The 18,182-nt window shown below is 35.9% G+C and carries 24 protein-coding genes; 21 read left to right on the forward strand and 3 right to left on the reverse strand.

The genetic code is table 11. From position 1 onward, the window contains the following. Window positions 1-239: 239 nt before the first annotated feature. The 5 genes from KBP46_RS00150 (at window position 240) to KBP46_RS00170 (ending at window position 2,671) form a co-directional block, all read left to right on the forward strand. Window positions 240-695: a DUF1569 domain-containing protein gene (locus KBP46_RS00150; protein WP_062671753.1), complete on the forward strand. Its 456-nt coding sequence runs from the start codon at window positions 240-242 to the stop codon at window positions 693-695. A 69-nt stretch (window positions 696-764) separates the two neighbouring features. Further along, the gene (locus KBP46_RS00155) at window positions 765-1,181 is read left to right on the forward strand and encodes a hypothetical protein (RefSeq protein WP_216444336.1); all 417 of its coding nucleotides are present in this window, start codon (window positions 765-767) and stop codon (window positions 1,179-1,181) included. 71 nt (window positions 1,182-1,252) lie between these two features. Continuing rightward, on the forward strand, window positions 1,253-1,624 hold the full coding sequence (locus KBP46_RS00160) for a VOC family protein (RefSeq protein ID WP_120231655.1): 372 nt from the start codon (window positions 1,253-1,255) through the stop codon (window positions 1,622-1,624). A 17-nt stretch (window positions 1,625-1,641) separates the two neighbouring features. Further along, window positions 1,642-2,190 (forward strand): SRPBCC family protein, encoded by a 549-nt coding sequence (locus KBP46_RS00165; protein ID WP_228432203.1) that lies wholly within the window; start codon window positions 1,642-1,644, stop codon window positions 2,188-2,190. 31 nt (window positions 2,191-2,221) lie between these two features. After that, window positions 2,222-2,671, forward strand: coding sequence for a VOC family protein (locus KBP46_RS00170; protein ID WP_062671761.1), 450 nt, complete (start codon window positions 2,222-2,224; stop codon window positions 2,669-2,671). 91 nt (window positions 2,672-2,762) lie between these two features. Here KBP46_RS00170 and KBP46_RS00175 read toward each other — a convergent pair whose 3' ends face one another. Continuing rightward, window positions 2,763-3,608 carry a T9SS type A sorting domain-containing protein gene (locus KBP46_RS00175; RefSeq protein WP_123277775.1) on the reverse strand — a complete coding sequence of 282 codons (846 nt, stop codon included), beginning with the start codon at window positions 3,606-3,608 and terminating at the stop codon, window positions 2,763-2,765. A 316-nt stretch (window positions 3,609-3,924) separates the two neighbouring features. Here KBP46_RS00175 and KBP46_RS00180 point away from each other — a divergent pair, with 316 nt between their 5' ends. From KBP46_RS00180 to KBP46_RS00255, 16 genes are all read left to right on the forward strand, one after another. After that, a complete protein-coding gene (locus tag KBP46_RS00180) occupies window positions 3,925-4,251 on the forward strand; it encodes a hypothetical protein (RefSeq protein WP_062671765.1) in 327 nt (108 codons plus the stop codon). An 18-nt stretch (window positions 4,252-4,269) separates the two neighbouring features. After that, complete coding sequence (locus KBP46_RS00185) at window positions 4,270-4,902, forward strand: hypothetical protein (protein WP_062671767.1); 633 nt, start codon at window positions 4,270-4,272, stop codon at window positions 4,900-4,902. A gap of 21 nt (window positions 4,903-4,923) precedes the next feature. Further along, window positions 4,924-5,700 (forward strand): sensor histidine kinase, encoded by a 777-nt coding sequence (locus KBP46_RS00190; RefSeq protein ID WP_062671769.1) that lies wholly within the window; start codon window positions 4,924-4,926, stop codon window positions 5,698-5,700. A gap of 11 nt (window positions 5,701-5,711) precedes the next feature. Then, entirely contained in the window at window positions 5,712-6,401 is a 690-nt protein-coding gene (locus tag KBP46_RS00195) for a response regulator transcription factor (protein WP_062671771.1), read from the forward strand. 140 nt (window positions 6,402-6,541) lie between these two features. Beyond that, the gene (locus tag KBP46_RS00200; protein ID WP_216444337.1) at window positions 6,542-6,934 is read left to right on the forward strand and encodes a DUF1398 domain-containing protein; all 393 of its coding nucleotides are present in this window, start codon (window positions 6,542-6,544) and stop codon (window positions 6,932-6,934) included. A 131-nt stretch (window positions 6,935-7,065) separates the two neighbouring features. Beyond that, on the forward strand, window positions 7,066-7,743 hold the full coding sequence (locus KBP46_RS00205) for a DUF2490 domain-containing protein (RefSeq protein ID WP_120231649.1): 678 nt from the start codon (window positions 7,066-7,068) through the stop codon (window positions 7,741-7,743). Between the two features lie 77 nt (window positions 7,744-7,820). Next, window positions 7,821-8,825 carry a bestrophin family protein gene (locus KBP46_RS00210; RefSeq protein ID WP_216444338.1) on the forward strand — a complete coding sequence of 335 codons (1,005 nt, stop codon included), beginning with the start codon at window positions 7,821-7,823 and terminating at the stop codon, window positions 8,823-8,825. A 134-nt stretch (window positions 8,826-8,959) separates the two neighbouring features. Then, window positions 8,960-10,573, forward strand: coding sequence for a Na+/H+ antiporter (locus KBP46_RS00215; protein WP_216444339.1), 1,614 nt, complete (start codon window positions 8,960-8,962; stop codon window positions 10,571-10,573). Between the two features lie 219 nt (window positions 10,574-10,792). Continuing rightward, window positions 10,793-11,218, forward strand: coding sequence for an SRPBCC domain-containing protein (locus tag KBP46_RS00220; RefSeq protein ID WP_120231648.1), 426 nt, complete (start codon window positions 10,793-10,795; stop codon window positions 11,216-11,218). 3 nt (window positions 11,219-11,221) lie between these two features. Next, window positions 11,222-11,728: a GNAT family N-acetyltransferase gene (locus tag KBP46_RS00225; RefSeq protein WP_216444340.1), complete on the forward strand. Its 507-nt coding sequence runs from the start codon at window positions 11,222-11,224 to the stop codon at window positions 11,726-11,728. Continuing rightward, complete coding sequence (locus tag KBP46_RS00230) at window positions 11,725-12,108, forward strand: VOC family protein (protein WP_062671784.1); 384 nt, start codon at window positions 11,725-11,727, stop codon at window positions 12,106-12,108. Before KBP46_RS00225 ends, KBP46_RS00230 begins: the two co-directional genes overlap by 4 nt. 35 nt (window positions 12,109-12,143) lie before the next feature. Next, on the forward strand, window positions 12,144-13,166 hold the full coding sequence (locus KBP46_RS00235) for a glutaminyl-peptide cyclotransferase (protein WP_120231645.1): 1,023 nt from the start codon (window positions 12,144-12,146) through the stop codon (window positions 13,164-13,166). A 102-nt stretch (window positions 13,167-13,268) separates the two neighbouring features. Continuing rightward, a complete protein-coding gene (locus KBP46_RS00240; RefSeq protein ID WP_216444341.1) occupies window positions 13,269-14,294 on the forward strand; it encodes a glutaminyl-peptide cyclotransferase in 1,026 nt (341 codons plus the stop codon). Between the two features lie 209 nt (window positions 14,295-14,503). Next, window positions 14,504-15,400 (forward strand): hypothetical protein, encoded by an 897-nt coding sequence (locus KBP46_RS00245; protein ID WP_253297131.1) that lies wholly within the window; start codon window positions 14,504-14,506, stop codon window positions 15,398-15,400. A 27-nt stretch (window positions 15,401-15,427) separates the two neighbouring features. Next, window positions 15,428-16,042 (forward strand): deoxynucleoside kinase, encoded by a 615-nt coding sequence (locus KBP46_RS00250; RefSeq protein ID WP_002977952.1) that lies wholly within the window; start codon window positions 15,428-15,430, stop codon window positions 16,040-16,042. Between the two features lie 86 nt (window positions 16,043-16,128). Further along, window positions 16,129-16,479, forward strand: coding sequence for an arsenate reductase family protein (locus KBP46_RS00255; protein WP_120231643.1), 351 nt, complete (start codon window positions 16,129-16,131; stop codon window positions 16,477-16,479). A 589-nt stretch (window positions 16,480-17,068) separates the two neighbouring features. Here the strand turns inward: KBP46_RS00255 and KBP46_RS00260 are convergent. Together KBP46_RS00260 and KBP46_RS00265 are read right to left on the reverse strand one after the other, a co-directional pair. Beyond that, a complete protein-coding gene (locus KBP46_RS00260) occupies window positions 17,069-17,374 on the reverse strand; it encodes a DUF493 family protein (RefSeq protein WP_047433612.1) in 306 nt (101 codons plus the stop codon). Between the two features lie 40 nt (window positions 17,375-17,414). Beyond that, window positions 17,415-18,086: a DUF4197 family protein gene (locus KBP46_RS00265; protein WP_047433611.1), complete on the reverse strand. Its 672-nt coding sequence runs from the start codon at window positions 18,084-18,086 to the stop codon at window positions 17,415-17,417. Between the last annotated feature and the right edge of the window lie 96 nt (window positions 18,087-18,182).

Raw genomic sequence — 18,182 nt, forward strand, 5'->3', positions numbered from 1 at the left:
TGGTTTGCTGGTTACTTTTGTAGTATATAGGCTGGCAGATGATCAGTATCTATACCCGACAAATTAAAGAGCAGGGAAAAATATGTAAAAAATAATCGAAAAATAGCCGAAAAACTTTCGAACTCGAATCCCGTACCCCGTAACTAGTATCTCATAACAAGCACCCCTCAATTTTTTCATTCAACAATAAAATCAAACAAAAAAACTGATATATTTGTCCATAGTAAAATAGAAATTATATGGAAAATGTATTTGATGCAAAAGATGCTCAAAACTATATAGATAGGATCAACAAATTGGTAGAAGATACTCACGGTTTGTGGGGGAAAATGACAGTAGACCAAATGCTGGCACACTGCTGTATTACCTATGAAATGATCTATGAACCGGAAAAACACAAAAAACCGGGAGCCATTGCAAAATTTATACTAAAAACTTTTGTAAAACCTAAAGTAGTGGGAGAAAAAGCATATCCAAGAGATTCTCCTACCGCTCCACAGTTTTTGATTACCACCAGAAAGAATTTTCACGAAGAAAAAACAAGGCTGATAGGGTTCATTCAAAAAACGCAGCAGCTAGGAGCGGACGCTTTCGATGGTAAAGAATCTTTTTCTTTCGGAAAACTGAATTCCCAGGAGTGGAATAATATGTTTGCCAAACATCTGAATCACCATCTTGCACAATTTGGCGTTTAAAACACACACACACACTATGAAAAAATTTTATTACTCCTCATTCTGACGGCTAATTTTGTATTAGGACAGATGCCGGATATCTCAAATACATGGCTGAACAATAGTAAACCTTATATAGGAACCATTGGAAATAAAGGCCAGGAACTGAAACTGAAGATCAATATTTCTGAACAGAATAAAAAGAATGATCAGGAATATTTCGTTTCAGGATATTCTCTTGTGGATACCAGTTATGCAAAATTTGAAGGGAAAATTACCATTTCAAAATATAAAGATTCCAAAAAACAGGGAACAGTATACGGAGAATATGAGCTGGCAGAAGAGAATAAAGGAAAACATTCCGGACTTTTCAAAGGGAAGTTTGTTTACAATTTCAAATGGAATAGAAAAACAGAGAAAATTGAAGAGCAGCACATTGAACTTACAGGCGATTGGAAAAGTTATGACGGAACCATTGAATTTAAGACCCATCTTAAAAATCAGTAAAACAACCTCATTATCTTCGACTTAACAATACCCCAGACCTCGGGGGCTTACTTTAAAAACTTACAAACATTATGAAACTAGGCGCATTTTCAATTAGCTTAAGCGTAAAAGATCTTCAGAAATCAAAAGACTTTTACGAGAAGCTTGGGTTTACAACTATGGCAGGAACAGAAGCACAAAACTATCTGATCATGAAAAACGGTTCTACACTGATAGGCCTTTTTCAGGCAATGTTTGATGGAAATATGCTTACCTTCAATCCGGGATGGGACGAAAATGCACAGAATCTGGAATCTTTTGATGATGTGCGTGAAATTCAGAAAAGATTAAAAGAAAACGGAGTAGAAATCGGTAGAGAAGCCGATGAAACCACCTCCGGGCCGGAACATATCTATCTGAAAGATCCGGATGGAAATATGATTCTTATAGATCAACACAGATAATAATTAAAAACACATTGATGATGAGAACATTTAAACGTATTTTTTTACTATTAGCCACATTACTAATCATTTTGCTGATTTGGGCTGCTTTTATTCCTGGTGACTGTCAATATGAAAAATCGATTTCGATTAATGCACCTGTGGAAAAAGTATGGCAGAATACCAATACCCTTAAAGCAATGGATCAATGGAGTCCATGGAATGATCTTGATCCGGGTATGAAAAAAGAGTGGACGGGAACAACCGGGCAGCACGGAGAAAAAGTTTGCTGGGACAGTAAAAATAAACAGGCAGGAAAAGGCTGCCAGGAATTGGAAAAAGTAGATGAAGCTGGTAAAAGAATAGATACGGCAATCAAATTTCTTACCCCTTATGAAAGTGAAGCAAATGCTTACGTAACAGTAGTTCCGGAAGGAAACGGTAGCAAGGCAACATGGGGATTTACTTCTGAGATTCCTTATCCGTTTACCTTGATGAAGCTGTTTATGAATATGGAGGATGCTGTTGGAAAAGATTATCAGAAAGGGCTTTCAAGATTAAAAACCTTATCTGAAAAACCTCAATAAAACAAACTCAACTCAAAAAAACAAAACAATTATGGCAACAGTAAACGTTTACCTGACATTCAACGGAAACTGCAGAGAAGCATTCGATTTTTATAAATCTGTTTTCGGGGGAGAATATCCTTACATCGGAACATTTGGAGAGATGCCGCCAATGGAAGGAAAAGAAACACCTGAAGAAGATAAAAACAAAATCATGCACGTCTCTCTTCCGATCTCTAAAGAAACGATTTTGATGGGAAGCGATACAGGAGGAGAGTGGTCTTCCAACTTCAAGGCAGGAAACAACTTCTCTATTTCTGTGAACGCAGAATCTAAAGAAGAGGCAGACAAATTATTCAGTGGTCTTTCTGCAGGCGGACAGGTAACAATGCCAATGGCTGATACCTTCTGGGGAGCTTATTTCGGAATGTTCAGCGATAAATTCGGAATCAACTGGATGGTAAATTATGACGATCCCGCTAAAATGCAGCAGCACCCATAAGATTCATATTGGAGTTCAAAATATTCAAAAACCGACAGATAGCTGTCGGTTTTTTTAATGATTGACTGTAAGTATTTTATGAGGAATTGCTTTATTTCTTTTTAATAATTTTGTAGCTTCCTGATTCTGTTGTGATGAGGTAAATTCCTTCAGGGAGTTCACTTATATCAAACTGATTTTTATCTTTTTCAGCTGCTGCAGATTTCATCAGTTTTCCAGATTGGTCGTATAATGAAACTTTTTCGTTTTTCCTTAGGTCATCCATATAGAAGATACCGGTAGTTGGATTCGGATAAATATTCTCTTTGCCTTTGAGTGAATTTTCTGAAGTTCCCAGTGTGGAAATTTTTGTCCATGTAAATGCATCAAGGCACATATAGACATATCCTCCGGTGGATTGCAGCTGGATTTCATCAATGGTAGTATTACTGTTATTCTGATTATTTAGGGTGGAAAGATCAATCAGGGTAAATCCGTTGTTGATGCCTGTCGTTCCCGTAGTTGCATTAAATGTAGTATTAAATCCGGATGTTTTTGTGGTGGTGAACTTTGTAACTCCCCCTAATTTTCCCGTAATAATAAGTGTTCCTGATGAGGTAGACTGGTTTAAAGCAGTATTGCTTAAAAATACCCAAAACTTTGACACCGTGAATGCAGAATTGCTTTTAACACTGAAAGAGGGAGAGCTGATATTGGTTGTTCCTGTATTGTCGATATAGACATTATCATTAGCTGTTCCGTTCCAGCCGGTGTTTGGATAATTGCCCTGAATTCTGAAAGTTCCGGCCTGTGATACGATATTGAAAGTATATCCGTTGCTGGTAAAGCTTGTGCTGCCGCCAGATGAAGTTTCAAAAGTCACAGTAGTTGTCTGTGCACTGGTCATTGTAATATTGCTTAAGAAAGCAAAGATTCCAAAAAAGATAATTTTTTTCATGATACAGATTTTTTAATGTTTAAAGAAGATCATAAGCTTCCCGTACTGTTGATGTGCTCATGAGTTTTTTTCTGTAAAGGATACCACAAAGTAACCGAGAAATACAAAGTGACAACAACGTATTAAAAACCGAATTGAAAAACAGGTAGAAATACGCAATTTCGTTGGTTTTTATTATTATAATTTTGAAAAAAGAATATTATGTTAATTAAAATGAATGTATTTCACAGTATGGTTAGTTTTTTTTCATAACTTGTAATGTGTAGCTGAAGTAACTTATTCTAAACCTATTATATAATTTAAAACGAGAAAAACTATGGAATTACCTAAACATGCAGTCTCATTAGATGATGCTAAAAAATGGATCAGCAATTGGCAGAATACAAAAATTATCGATGGAACATCTATCCGGGCTCATCTTATTCCGGCAAAGGATGTTCATGATATTTTTATTGACGACAAAGGATTTGCGAGATATCGGGGTTATAATGCCATTACCGATGAAGGCGAATTTAAATTTCTTCTGGTAGGAGTAGATGCAGATAACAATGATATTGTAAACTATGACAATGGAGATTATGTCTATGATATGACCACACCTTGTCCAAGCGTATGTTCTGCTGCAAAATGGTGGAACCTGTAATCTGAAAACTGGAGATCATTGGATCACTGGATTGAAATATTGTCGTTAATAGGAAAAGGCATTCTGCTGATTAATCTGGCAGTATACTGTATAGGCTTTTCCGGAGGAGGAAAAGCCTATACATACTTCATCAGCTATTTGGCCTGGATATTACTATGTGAAATTGTTTTCTATGTATTGAATTCACAGAAGATTAATAATCTGTTTTTTTCACATTATTATCTGATAGGCCAGTTTTTGTTACTGGGATTATTCTTTCATGAAATTGTAACGGAAAAATACCAGAAAAAAACAGCACGTACACTTTTAATTATCATTCCCGTAGTTCTTGTTATACAGTATATCATATACCCCGAAAAGTATTATGTTTTTAATCTTTTTGAAATTTTTGTCACATCTTATTCAATCATAATTCTGGCATTATTTCATTTATATAATATACTGGATACCCAAAAGAAATACAATTATATAAGCCTGGGACTTTTACTTTATCTGATAAGCAGTACTGTAATATTTTTGTCCGGAAACCTCTATACGGTGATGAATAGAAAACTGCATAAAGAGATCTGGGTTTTCAATGTTGTTATGTTTATTGTGTATCAGATTTTTATTCTGATAGATTATCTGTCTTCCCGCAAAAAAAATGTGTAATTACTGTTATGATTTTACAAAATGAATGAGAATACAATTATTTCCACTATCGTTTATACCTTTCTGGCATTTACCTTACTGGCCGTCACCCTGATCATATTTTATTATTTTTCGAATAAGAAGATAACAAGAAACCTTATTCAGAAAAAAGAACTGGAGGTGAGATATGAGAAAGATCTTACCCATGCTATCATCAGTGCTCAGGAAAAAGAAAGGTTGCGCATTGCTCAGGATCTGCATGACGATATCAGCTCAAAACTCAGTGTGGTTTCTTTAAATATCCATCTCCTGGATTTTGATAATCTGACAAGAGAAGAATACAACGATCTGAAAAATAAAATTATACATCTGGTCAACAAAACAGCAGAAAGTGCCAGACAGATCTCGCATGATCTCCTTCCTCCGATTTTAGAAAAATTTGGACTCCATGCTGCAATAGATGCATTGTGCTCAGAAATTAACCTGTCCAAAACTCTGCAGGTTACTTATTCCAACAGTTTATACTTTGCAAAAGCAGAAGAAGAAAAAAATTTACATATCTTTAGAATACTTCAGGAGCTCATTAACAATTCCATAAAACACGGAGAAAGTACACATATTGATATAGAATTTTTGGGAAAAGACGGAAAAAATACCTGTATCTATAAAGATGATGGGAAAGGATTTGATCTGAATGAAAATACTTTGAAAGAAGGATTAGGCTTAAGAAATATCAGGAGCCGGGTAGAACTGATCAATGGAACACTGAAAATTGAAAGTGAAAACAATAAAGGAATCACTGTAGAATTTACATTTTAAATCATTATAAAATGGAAAAGGATATAATTCGTGTCATAATTGTAGACGATGAAGCACTCTTTCGTCAGGGAATTTCATTGTTGATACAGAGAGAAAAAGATATTGAACTGGTAAGTGATTTCAGCAACGGCAAAGAGCTGCTGGATGAGCTTGTAACCCTGGAAAAACTGCCTGATATAATCCTGATGGACCTCAATATGCCGGAAATTAACGGAGTAGAAGCTACCAAACAGATCCACATCAAATATCCCCAGATTAAAATTATTGCCTTAACGAGCTATAACACGAAAGCATTTATTGTCAATATGATACAGTCCGGGGCCTGCTCCTTTCTTAAAAAAAACTCAAGCCCTGCAGAATTGCTCACGGCAATCCGGGAAGTACACAGCAAAGGTTTCTTTTATAATAACGAGGTAATGGAAGCCTTACATCAAAACCTTACAGAACCTAAGAAAAAGGTTTCCAGTATTTTTGATGCCAATCATATTTCCAAAAGAGAAAAAGAGGTATTGGAACTCATCTGCAAACAGTACAACACTTCTGAGATTGCGGATCAGCTTTTTATAAGCTCCAGAACCGTTGAAGGTCATCGAAACAGCCTTCTGCTTAAAACAGGAGCCAAAAATACTGCAGGCTTAGTGGTATATGCCATAGAAAGTAAAATTGCAGATATGAATTATTTAAAAGATAGGTTCGAATAAATAGTCATACAGTTGTTTTCATTAAAAATTAATTGAAATTTATATTTTCTGATTAAATTAGCTTTTATTTTGATAAACAGACACAATGGATTGTTTATGAAAAAACAATAATCTATAGTTAAAACAGAAAATACAAAAGAATGAAATTTACAATTGAAAACATCAAAGCAGAGCACCAGAAAGTAAAAAGCGGAGCCGATTTTCCTAAATATATTCAGAATATAAAAACGTTAGGGGTTTCTCACTATAAGGCGTACGTTCAGGATGGAAACACAGAATACTTCAATCACGAAAATCAATCTGTTCATACAGGAAAAAAGTATGAGCCTCTTGCTGTTTCGGATACTTTAAATCTTGAAAATTTTAAAATAAGACTGAAACTTCATCAACAGGGAGGAACAGATTATATGACTTTCTGTAAAGACTGTGCCGAAAACGGAATCAAAGGTTGGACGATGGATCTACAGGCGATGACCTGTACTTATTTTGACCAGAATGAAAGTGATGTTCTGACCGAACAGGTTCCAGGATAATCTTTTACAAAAAAACGGATGCAGACCATTGCATCCGTACTTCTTTCCATTAACTTATAAAATATTGTTTGCTATTATTGATTTAAAATATTAATTTTGTTAAAAACGATAGATAATAGTAATTGACAAACATGAGAAAGGTTTTTACGAAGTTGGCATTCACTGTATTAGGTTTGGGATCCATTTTGACATTTGCTCAAAAAAATGATCTTGGAGCATGGTATATGTATTTTGGAAATAATAAGATCAGCAAGAAACTGAACTGGCACAATGAAATTCAGTACCGTAATTTCGACGCCGTTGGAGACCTGGAACAGTTACTGATCCGTACAGGAATCGGGTATGATCTTACAGAGAACAATAACAATGTTTTATTAGGATACGGTTTCATTCTCAGCCAGCCTTACGTAAACGGTGAAAAAAAAGAAAATATTGAACACCGAATCTTCCAGCAGTATATTACTAAGCAGAAATTCGGACGTTTCTATCTTCAGCACCGTTATCGTTTGGAAGAACGCTTTCTGGAAGATGATTTCAGAATGAGATTCCGTTATATGCTGGGAGTCAATATTCCGATTACTCAAAAAGAGATGCTGCCGAAAACCCTTTACGCATCAGTATACAACGAAATTTTTCTGCACTTCGATAGTCCGGTTTTCGACAGAAACAGAGTCTATGGAGCTTTAGGATATGTCATCAACAAAAATATGAGAATTGAAGCTGGTTATATGAATCAGATTCAAGAGAACAGAAACCGGGGACAGATTCAGATTGGTTTTTATAATAATATCCCGTTCACTAAGAACTAATAAAACTGTTACTGAATGCTGTGAGGAAAACCATTATCTGAAAATAGATCATCATAAACATTATAAAATAAACACTTATGCATTCAGGAAAAAGATTCGGAGCCCGCGAGTTCATTATCTGGACCAGAAGAAGTATTTACGCTTTGGTCGTACTATCAGCCATTCCTACAGTCCTGTACTTTTTAGGCTGGAAGTTTCTTTCCGTTCCATGGCAGCCGATTGCCATTATGGGAACAGCGGTTGCCTTTATCGTTGGATTTAAAAACAATGCCAGCTATAGCAGACTTTGGGAAGCAAGACAGATTTACGGAGCGATTATTAATGACAGCCGCAGCTTTGGATATATTCTGAGAGATGCATTGCTCTCAAAAGATCCGGGTAAAGTAAAAGAAATGTTCCTTCGTCATTATGCATGGCTTACTGCATTGAGATTTCAGCTTCGTGAACCGCGAGCATGGGAAAACATGGGAACAGATCAGTTTGATGAATATGCTAAAAAATATGACATTCCGGAGAGACAGTCCAAACTGGATGAAGAATTGAAAAAATATCTTTCAGAATCTGAACTCCAGTATATTCTAAGCAAAAAAAACAGAGCGACTCAACTGATAGCCAGCCAGAGTAAAGCTTTATCCGAAGCTTACGAAAAAGGAGAAATCAATGACTTTCAATGGACACAGATCAACCAGCAATTGGTGAAGTTTACCGATAATCAGGGAAAAGCTGAAAGAATTAAAAACTTTCCCTATCCGAGAAATTTCTCTTCAATTACAACGTATCTTTTGCTTTTATTCATTGTTTTTGTGCCTTTCGGATTATTGAAGGAGTTTGATAAATTAGGTGAAGGAACATCGGTAGAAGGCTTGACAATATGGTTTAATATTCCGTTTTCTTTATTGGTAACCTGGTGTTTCCATACATTGGACAGCGTAGGAGAGGCTTCGGTAAACCCTTTTGAAGGAAGTCCCAATGACGTTCCCATCACCCAGATCAGCCGTACGATTGAAATCGATATGAGAGATATGCTGGATGAGTCCGATCTTCCGCCAGCCATTGCTCCGAAGAATAATATTGTGCTTTAGATTAACCTTTTATTATCTTAGATATAGATTAATGACAGACTTCAAATATATCTAAAACCTATAAGGTTTGGGTAATAATAAATATTTGATATCCATAAAAATAACACTTAAACTTAAAAAAAACTTACTTAAAAATGATTCACAGCTATGTTATAATATCCATTGCAGTACTGCTGTCTGTGATGATATTGGTAATGATCGGCCAGAAATTAAAAGTTGCTTATCCTATTTTCCTTGTTATTGCAGGATTGCTGATAAGCTTTGTGCCGGGCATGCCGCGTATTGAAATAGAACCTGATCTTGTCTTTCTGATTTTCCTTCCGCCTATTTTGTTTGAGGCCGCATGGTTTACTTCATGGCAGGATTTTCATAAATGGAGAAAACAGATTTTCTCGATGGCCTTCGGACTGGTGTTTTTAACATCCATAGTCGTTGCTTATCTTTCATCTTCCATTATTCCAGGGCTTACTGTAGCTATGGGCTTCTTGCTGGGAGGAGTAAATTCTCCGCCGGATGCTGTTGCAGCTACTTCGGTATTGAAGCATATGAAAATACCTAAAAAGATCACCAATATTCTGGAAGGCGAGAGTTTGATCAATGATGCCTCCAGTTTAATTGTATTTAAATTTGCTCTGGCCGCCGTTATTTCAGGACAGTTTATCTGGAGAGATGCCGTTCAGGATTTCTTCACGATGGCGATCGGTGGAATTGCTGTGGGAGTGGCAGTAGGCTTCCTGTTTGGAGCTCTATTAAAAGTTATCCCGACCAATTCCAATATCGATACCATTATTACCCTTATCGTTCCTTACATTATGTATGTGGGAGCAGAACATTTTCATTTTTCTGGAGTATTGGCAGTGGTTGCCGGAGGTCTGCTGATGTCCTATAATTCACATTGCTATTTAAGTCATACTTCCAGAATACAGTCCGGAAATGTTTGGAGTGTTTTGATATTTCTGATGAATACCATCATCTTTATCCTGATTGGTCTGGAACTTCCGATTGTAGTGGAAGGAATGAAAGAATATACCATTTCAGAAGGTATTTTCTACAGTGTAGTGATTGGCGGAGCGATTATCGGAACAAGAATTTTGTATAGTTACGCATTAATGTATTTCCCAAGAGTCTGCTCTAAAGAATTAAGATTAAAAGTTCCCAAACCGGATTGGAGAGAGCCGTTTATCATCAGTTTTGCAGCAATGAGAGGAGTGGTTTCACTGGCTGCAGCCTTGTCAATTCCTGCTTTTTTACCAAGCGGAGAAGCGTTTCCGCACAGGAATATTATTTTATTTGTCACTTTTGTGATCATATTGATTACCTTGGTAGGGCAAGGTTTATTGTTGGCTCCCATCTTGAAATTATTAAATATTCAGGATGCAGGAAGTGAATTACCGGAAGAAAAACAGGAAGTAATCCTTATGCGCAAACTGAAGGAAACAGCTTTGCACAAACTTGATAATGACTTTTCTGAACTAGCCGTAACCAACAGTCTGGTTCGTCATCAAAAGCACAAGTTGGAAAATGAAATGATGCTGATGGCGGATAAAGCACAGTGTATGGCTTCCACAGGAGATTATGTAACTGCTATCAATGAAAATAAAGATGTCCTCCGACAGATCATTCAGGCGCAGAGGAATGAATTGCACAGAATGAAAAGAGAAAAGATATTTGATGATCACGTGATGAGAACCATTGAAATGCAGCTGGATTTTGACGAAGCCAAAATCACAGGTTTTTCACATGGATAATTACAAAATAAGCCACAAAAGTCACAAAAGGATAAAAGTTAAAATGAACTTGTAGCAATAAAAAGTTCACAAAAGGAAAATTCTGAAATTTTGAAGGCTTACGTGTACTTCTCATGAGTAGAAATTTAAACTTAATAATTTAGTAGATAAAACTTTGTGACTTTTGTGGTTAAAGATTATAGGTAAAATGTGTACATTTAAACATATTAAACCTATAATATGAGTACATCCATCACTGTTCAGTACACCATAAATGCTCCGGCTGAAAAAGTCTGGAAAGCATTAACCGATAAAAATGAAATGAAATCCTGGTATTTTGATATCCAGGATTTTGTTTTGGAAACAGGTAAGGAATTCAACTTCTATGAACCGGGAGGTGAGAATAAATATCATCACCACGCACAGATTTTAGAAATAATACCCAATGAAAAATTAAAGCACACATGGTCCTATCCTGATTTTTCAGCCCTGAAGACCATCGTAACCTGGGAATTGTTGCCTGAAGGCGGACAAACTATGGTAAAGCTAACCCATGAAGATATTGAAAACTTTAAAGAGTTAGGAGAAGGCTTTTCAAGAGAAAACTTTACAGAAGGCTGGAACACGATTTTGGGACAGAGTTTAAAAGAATATTTAGAAAAATAGATCATGATCACATTACACCCTTTTACGATAGAAGATGCTCCACAACTGATTTCAAAGATAAAAGACGAAAGAATGCTTCTTCAATTTGCCGGGCCTGTATACCGTTTCCCTCTCACAGAAGAACAGCTGGAAAAGGACTTATCTGATGAAAACAGAACTCTTTTTAAAATTACAGATCAGACCGGAAATACAATCGGGCATGCCCAGATATTTCTAAAAGAGAAGACATTCCTGCTGGGAAGAATTCTGATCTGGGATGAAAATAACAGAGGAAAAGGCTATGGAAAGAAGGTTATGCAAGAGCTTTTGAAATATGGGTTTAATCATTTTGATAAAGAAACAGCAGAGCTGAACGTGTACGACTGGAATACCGGAGCTATAGAATGTTACAAAAAAGTAGGTTTTGCTTTTGATCCATATGTTAAAAGCGAAGCCAGGATTGATCAGGAAACATGGGTTTCTCTGAATATGAAAATCCATAAAAATACCTTTGAATTGCAGGAATCATGACACAGTTTACCGCACTTCGCCCTGTTTTCTGGACAGAAAATCTGGATGAAACAATTACATTTTATATGAATGTTCTCGGATTTACCCTGATGGGTAGAAATGACGACTGGCAATGGGCTTCTCTTCGAAAAAATGATATATACATTATGCTCTCCCAGCCTAATGAACATGAAAACAATCTTTCCATCGGGTTTTCAGGATCATTTTACTTCAATGTAAATCAGGTGGATGATCTTTGGGAAGACCTTAAAACAAAAGCCAAAGTCTGCTATGAAATCGAAACTTTTGAGTGGGGAATGAGAGAGTTTGCAATATATGACAACAATGGATACATATTACAATTTGGTGAACCCGCAGATAATATTGGCAATACGGAATAAAATTTGCTATTTTTGGAGAAATATTTAGAAATTCAATGAAAAAAAGTATAATAGCGGGTTTCGCAGCGATTTTATTATTGGCGTCTTGTAATAAGGATAAAGAAATTCTTAATACATTAAACACTTATAATACTTCAATGGAGGCGAAGGGATACCATTTCGGAGATAAGCTTGAGCTTCCGAAAGAGGTAACGGAAAATGCAGAAAGCGTAACAATCAGCTTTGGAGATAAAGAAACAGCAGATTTAACAATTGATCCTAAATTTTTCACATTAGGAGACAATGCTGTTACATTCAATATTAAAACAAAAGGAGGTGAAGTGCTAAATCAGGATGCTACCATCAATGTATTTGCAAAAAATCCTGAAAAAAATATTCCTTATCAGATTGTAGCGGAATATCCTCACGATCCTAAAAACTTTGTACAGGGTTTCCAGATTGAAGGAAATACCATTTATGAAAGTGACGGGCAGAACGGATCTTCACAGATTTTAAAATATACGCTGGGAACAACCACTCCGCTGGCTTCTACAAAACAGGCTCAGGAAGACTTTTCTGAAGGAAGTACCATCGTAGGAGACAAAGTATATCAATTGACATGGCAAAGCAAAAAAGGATATGTTTATGATAAAAGTTCATTAAAGCTGCTTTCAGAATTTGCTTATCCTAATGTATTGGGTGAAGGTTGGGGATTAACATATGACGGGAAAAGCCTGATTGCTTCTGATGGAAGTAAGCTGTTATATTTCCTTGATGTAAATGATCCTTCAAAACTGATCAAATATATTGCTGTTGCAGGAAGTTCTCAGGCATATGATCAGTTGAACGAGCTGGAATACCACAATGGATTTATCTATGCCAATGTATGGCAGAAGCCGATCATTTTAAAGATTAATCCAACCAATGGAGAAGTAGTGGGAACTTTTGATTTTACAGAAATTGCAAAACAGAATACCAAAGGAAGTGATGATGTACTGAACGGAATTGCCTTCAAAGGAGATAATATGCTGGTAACAGGAAAGAACTGGCCAAAGATTTACGAAGTTCAGATCAAATAATCTGATTCTATTGATAAAAAATAAAAATAGCGTTCCCTTGGGAGCGTTATTTTCGTTTTGAGGATTAAATTTTAGTACTTTTGGAAAATGATTAATACCTTCATGAAGCGAAATATCCATATTGCTTTGGCAGCCGCTTTATTCCTTGTCTCTTGCAGCAACAAGGAAAAAATGCTGGATTCTCTGGCGGATTACAATAACTCAAAAGAAGAAAAAGGCTATCATTTCGGTGATAAACTTGATCTTCCCAAAGAAGTGACTGAAAATACGGAAAGTATAACCATCAGCTTTGGGGATAAAGAAACAAAAGACTTAAGAATTAATCCTCAATTTTTCACATTGGGTGATAATAAAGTAGTCTTTGTGATTAAAACTAATCGCGGTGAAACTTTAAACCAGGATGCTACGATTAATGTATTTACTAAAACTCCTGAGCATAATATTTCCTATAAAATAGTTGCCGATTACCCTCATGATCCCAAAAACTTTATTGAAGGTTTTGTGGTAGAAGGAAATACAGTGTATGAAAGTGATGGAATGAAGGGATCTTCTCAGCTTATAAAATATACTCTAGGATCTTCAGTTCCCAAAATTATGGCTAAGCAGCCCGCTGATATTTTCTCTGAAGGGTGTACGATTGTAGAAGATAAGGTGTATCAACTGACCTATCAGAATAAAATCGGTTTTATTTATGATAAAAATACTTTGAAAAAATTATCCGAATTTCCATTGCCTGGTGTAATTGGAGAAGGTTGGGGACTGACCTATGATGGGAAAAACCTGATCGCTACGGATGGTTCAAAGAATCTTTATTTTCTGGATGTTAATAATCCTTCAAAAGTAGTGAAAACAATTGCAGTTGGCGGTTATTCTACCGTTTATAATCAGCTCAACGAGCTTGAATATCACAAGGGATTTATCTATGCTAATGTTTGGCATCAACCTGTCATTCTAAAAATTAATCCTGCAAACGGAGAAGTCATAGGTAAACTTGATTTTACACAATTGACAAAGGAAAATGATAAGGGAGACAGCGAGCATGTCTTAAACGGAATTGCTTTTAAAGGGGATAATATGCTCGTGACAGGTAAAAACTGGGAGAAAATTTATGAAGCCGCTTTTCAATAAACTCATTATATCTATTGTAGAGCAGTTTTTTCATCAAGAAGATGGTCTCAATTTTGATTCACCTCAATGAAGATTCTATTGAAATAAAACCATCTTTTGAGTGAAGTTATTTTTCAGTAAATTGACCCCATTAAAAAAACAGAGTGAAGTTTTTAAACATACTATTTTTTTTTCTTTTCTGTATAGCTTCAGCGCAGAATATTCTTCCTTTGGATACATTGAAACTAAAGGAAGCTAAAGATATGCTTGCCGATGACTACGGAAATCTCTATATCTATAAAAACAAAGATTTCAGTTTTACCAAATATGATTCTTTAGGAAAACAGATCGGAAAAATGATGCTTACTGTACCCTATAAAGTTCAGAACGTTCAAAATCCTCTGAATGTACCTTTGTTTTCTGAAAATGCCCAGGAAATGAAATTTGTAGACCAGAATATGAATGAGATTCAAAGATTGGATTTTAAACAGAAATTTGGTTTTATCAGAATGGCTTATGCCGAAGATCTGCAGCAGCTGTGGCTTTTGGACGACAGTACAAAACGTCTGATACAATATAATTTCAGAAATGATACCACCATCAACTCATATCCTTTTGATATCAGTTTTGAAGATTTAATGGATATGCTGGTCTATGAAAATAAGGTCTATATCTTAACAAGAAAACATATCAGGATTTACAGCCTGAAATTTGAAAAACTTTTCGAAGCCCCTTTGGAAAACGGAAAACGTTTTCGAAGAGAGAATGATATGATCCTGGTGGTTGCCAGTAATTTCATTTCACAATATGTCCCTGAAAAAGGGATGACAACCATTTTTGAAGATCAGGAAGCACAAATTGTGGATAAAAACATCCTCTCTTATTTTGCAATCAAAGGGAACAAACTCTATCTTTACAGCCTTGAAAAAGTAAAGAAAGCCCAACAGCAAAAACAGCTCGAAGCTCAGCCGGAATCTCCTCCGCCATCTACAGAAAAACCAGTAGAAAAGATGGAAGAAAAACCAGTTGAGAATACAGCAGAGAAACCTTCAGACAATACTTTACAGAAATTGATTGAAGATATTTCCCAGGTTCAGACTGAGGCTGTCGAAAAACTTATCAACTAATTCGTAAATACAAGGAAAAAGAATATTATGCATATTGCAGTTACAGGAAACATCGGAGCCGGAAAAACAACTTTGACAACGATGCTTTCCAAGCATTACGGATGGGATGCACAATTTGAAGATGTAGATCATAATCCTTATCTGGAAGATTTTTATTCAGACATGAGCAAGTGGAGTTTCGCACTGCAGGTGTATTTCCTGGGGAGCAGATTCCGTCAGGTAAAGGAGATCAGAGAAAGCGGGAAAAACATTATTCAGGATCGTACGATCTATGAAGATGCCCATATTTTTGCGGAAAACCTGAATGATATGAACCTTCTTTCAGACAGGGACTTCAATAATTATTCATCAGTATTTGATCTGATGAAGTCTTTCGTATCTGCTCCGGATCTTTTAATCTATCTGAAATCTGATGTTCCTAACCTGGTTAAAAAAATCTACAAAAGAGGGCGTGAGTATGAAGCATCCATCAGTATTGAATATCTTTCAAAACTAAACCAGAAATATGAAAAATGGATCTCCAACTATACAGAAGGAAAACTTCTGATTGTAGAAGTGGATGATCTTGATTTCGTTGAAAAACCTGAAGATTTCGGATTTATTCTGGAGAAAATTGAAGCTGAACTTCACGGATTGTTTTAACATATTTTTATCAGAACATTAAGATATACTCAGGGTAAATCTTTTTAAATTTGTTAAGACCAAGTTTAATTTTTGAATAATGTATCATGGTAGTTAAAGTTTTACATAACGGAAACTGTTCAAAGTCCAATGCTGTACTGGAGTATCTTGACGAAAACGGAGTGCCTTTTGAGATCATTAATATTGTTGATGATCCTTTAAGTCCTCTTGAAATAAGAACGGTGCTGAAGAAACTGAATCAGAGTGTTTTTCATATTATCCGTAAAACCGATAAGCTTTACGTTGAGAACTATGCAGATAAAAACTATTCAGAAGAGGAATGGATAAAGATTCTTTCCGAAAACCCATCTTTAATACAAAGACCCATTCTGGTAAAAGGTTCAGTAGCAATGCTGGGAAGACCTATTGAAAATGTAAAGTTCTTTATTGAAAAATAGATGAAACTTAATAAATAAAAAAGATCCGTTCTGTTAAAGGGCGGATCTTTTATGTTATGGGGTTTTGTAGTAACCGGGCCATTTATCGCCTTATATAAAGCTTCCAGTTCTTTTGGAGGACGTCCGGAATCAAATTCTGAGGAAGTATACTCTTTTCCGCCAGCGGTAATGATAATGGATGCTATCATTGCTCTGTCAGAATGCCTGCCCTCTGTAGGAGCTTTAAGATCTGATATCTTGGATAAATCAATAGTTTGAGCTAATCTGGAAACCATCTGCCATTCTGCGGGAGATATTTTAGTAGTAGTGATTTCTTCGTTAATATTGGATTCTTTTGAGGAAGGAGTGAAAACAATATCTCTGCTGAATCCTCTTGTCCTTTCTGTTAAGCGGATCTGTTCAATCTTTTGTTGCTGAACTGCAGAAGAGATATTTTGGGTATTATTTTCGCTGTTATTTTTGTGCATACAGTTTGTAGCGGAGGTTGCTAAAATGATATTAAACAGGATCAGTTGGATATTCATCATATTCTGTTTTTATGTATTAATAATAAAAAAACCGCTTCATCATGATGAAACGGCCTTTGTTTTTATAATAGAATAACGCCTTCTATTTTTGCTACTTCTTTATAAATATTCACTACCTGATTGGCATCCAGAACAAATGCATTGATATTGCAGGCCGTGTATTTTCCATTTTTGCTTTCGCGGTTTCCCAGTGTAAATTTAATACCATCAAAAACTCTGTAAATTTCAGTAAGTTTTGCCTGGTCTGTAGGAATAATAAATTTAAATAAATAGTCCTCCGGAAAATCATGATGATCCTCCAGTTTCTCCCTCAAAGACTGATAAAAGTCTTCAGGGCTTGCGTGTTGATTTCCTTGTAATATATCCATCTGCAATTGTTAATATAATATAAATATAACGAAAAATTTCCTATTTTCCAAATGGTCCCAGCAGAGACTTGGAGTTCTGGTGTTCATAATCTTCGATGATGTTGAATAATCCATTTACCAGCTGTTCAGAAGCAAGTTTACTCAGTCCTCCTGAATTGACAGTGTTGTTATTTCCCCCTAAAAGGCTGCCCAGAAAATTACTGCCTGATAACGCTGTATTGATAGTTTTTACTATGCCATATTCGTTTAGTTTTTCATCTACTTTAGGAGCAATGGCAGCAATAAGCTGTTGGGATGTTTTTTCCTTCAGAATCTGTGTAGCGGTTGTTCCCTGCATAATTCGCGTTACATCCTGAGCATTAAGACTGTTGACTGCATCCTGCAAAATGGGTTTCGAGGTGTTCACGGTATAAGCTGCAGCCTGTGCTATATAATCTCTTTCTTTGGCTACCAGTGAGGGTGCAATTTTCTCCAGCGTAGAATTGATATCTCTCAATTCTTTGGGAAGAGCTTTATCAACCATATTATTCTGCAGGAACGCTTCTTTATTCCCGTAGATACCCATTCCTTTATCAATACCATTGAGCAGAATCCTTTTGATAATAGAAAGCCCCATGTCTGATGTGGCCAGTGAAGTGCAGGATTGTACACTGGTGGTAATAACAGCACCGGTCCCGATCAGAAGAGCGGCTGCAATGATATATTTTTTCATTGATCTTTTATTATGTATTTCTAACATGCTTTTGTCAAAAACTGCACCAAAGGTAATTACTATTCTGTATTTAACAAAATATTAAATTGAGTACAT

It is taken from the genome of Chryseobacterium sp. PCH239, assembly GCF_018924625.1.
Lineage (GTDB): Bacteria > Bacteroidota > Bacteroidia > Flavobacteriales > Weeksellaceae > Chryseobacterium > Chryseobacterium cucumeris.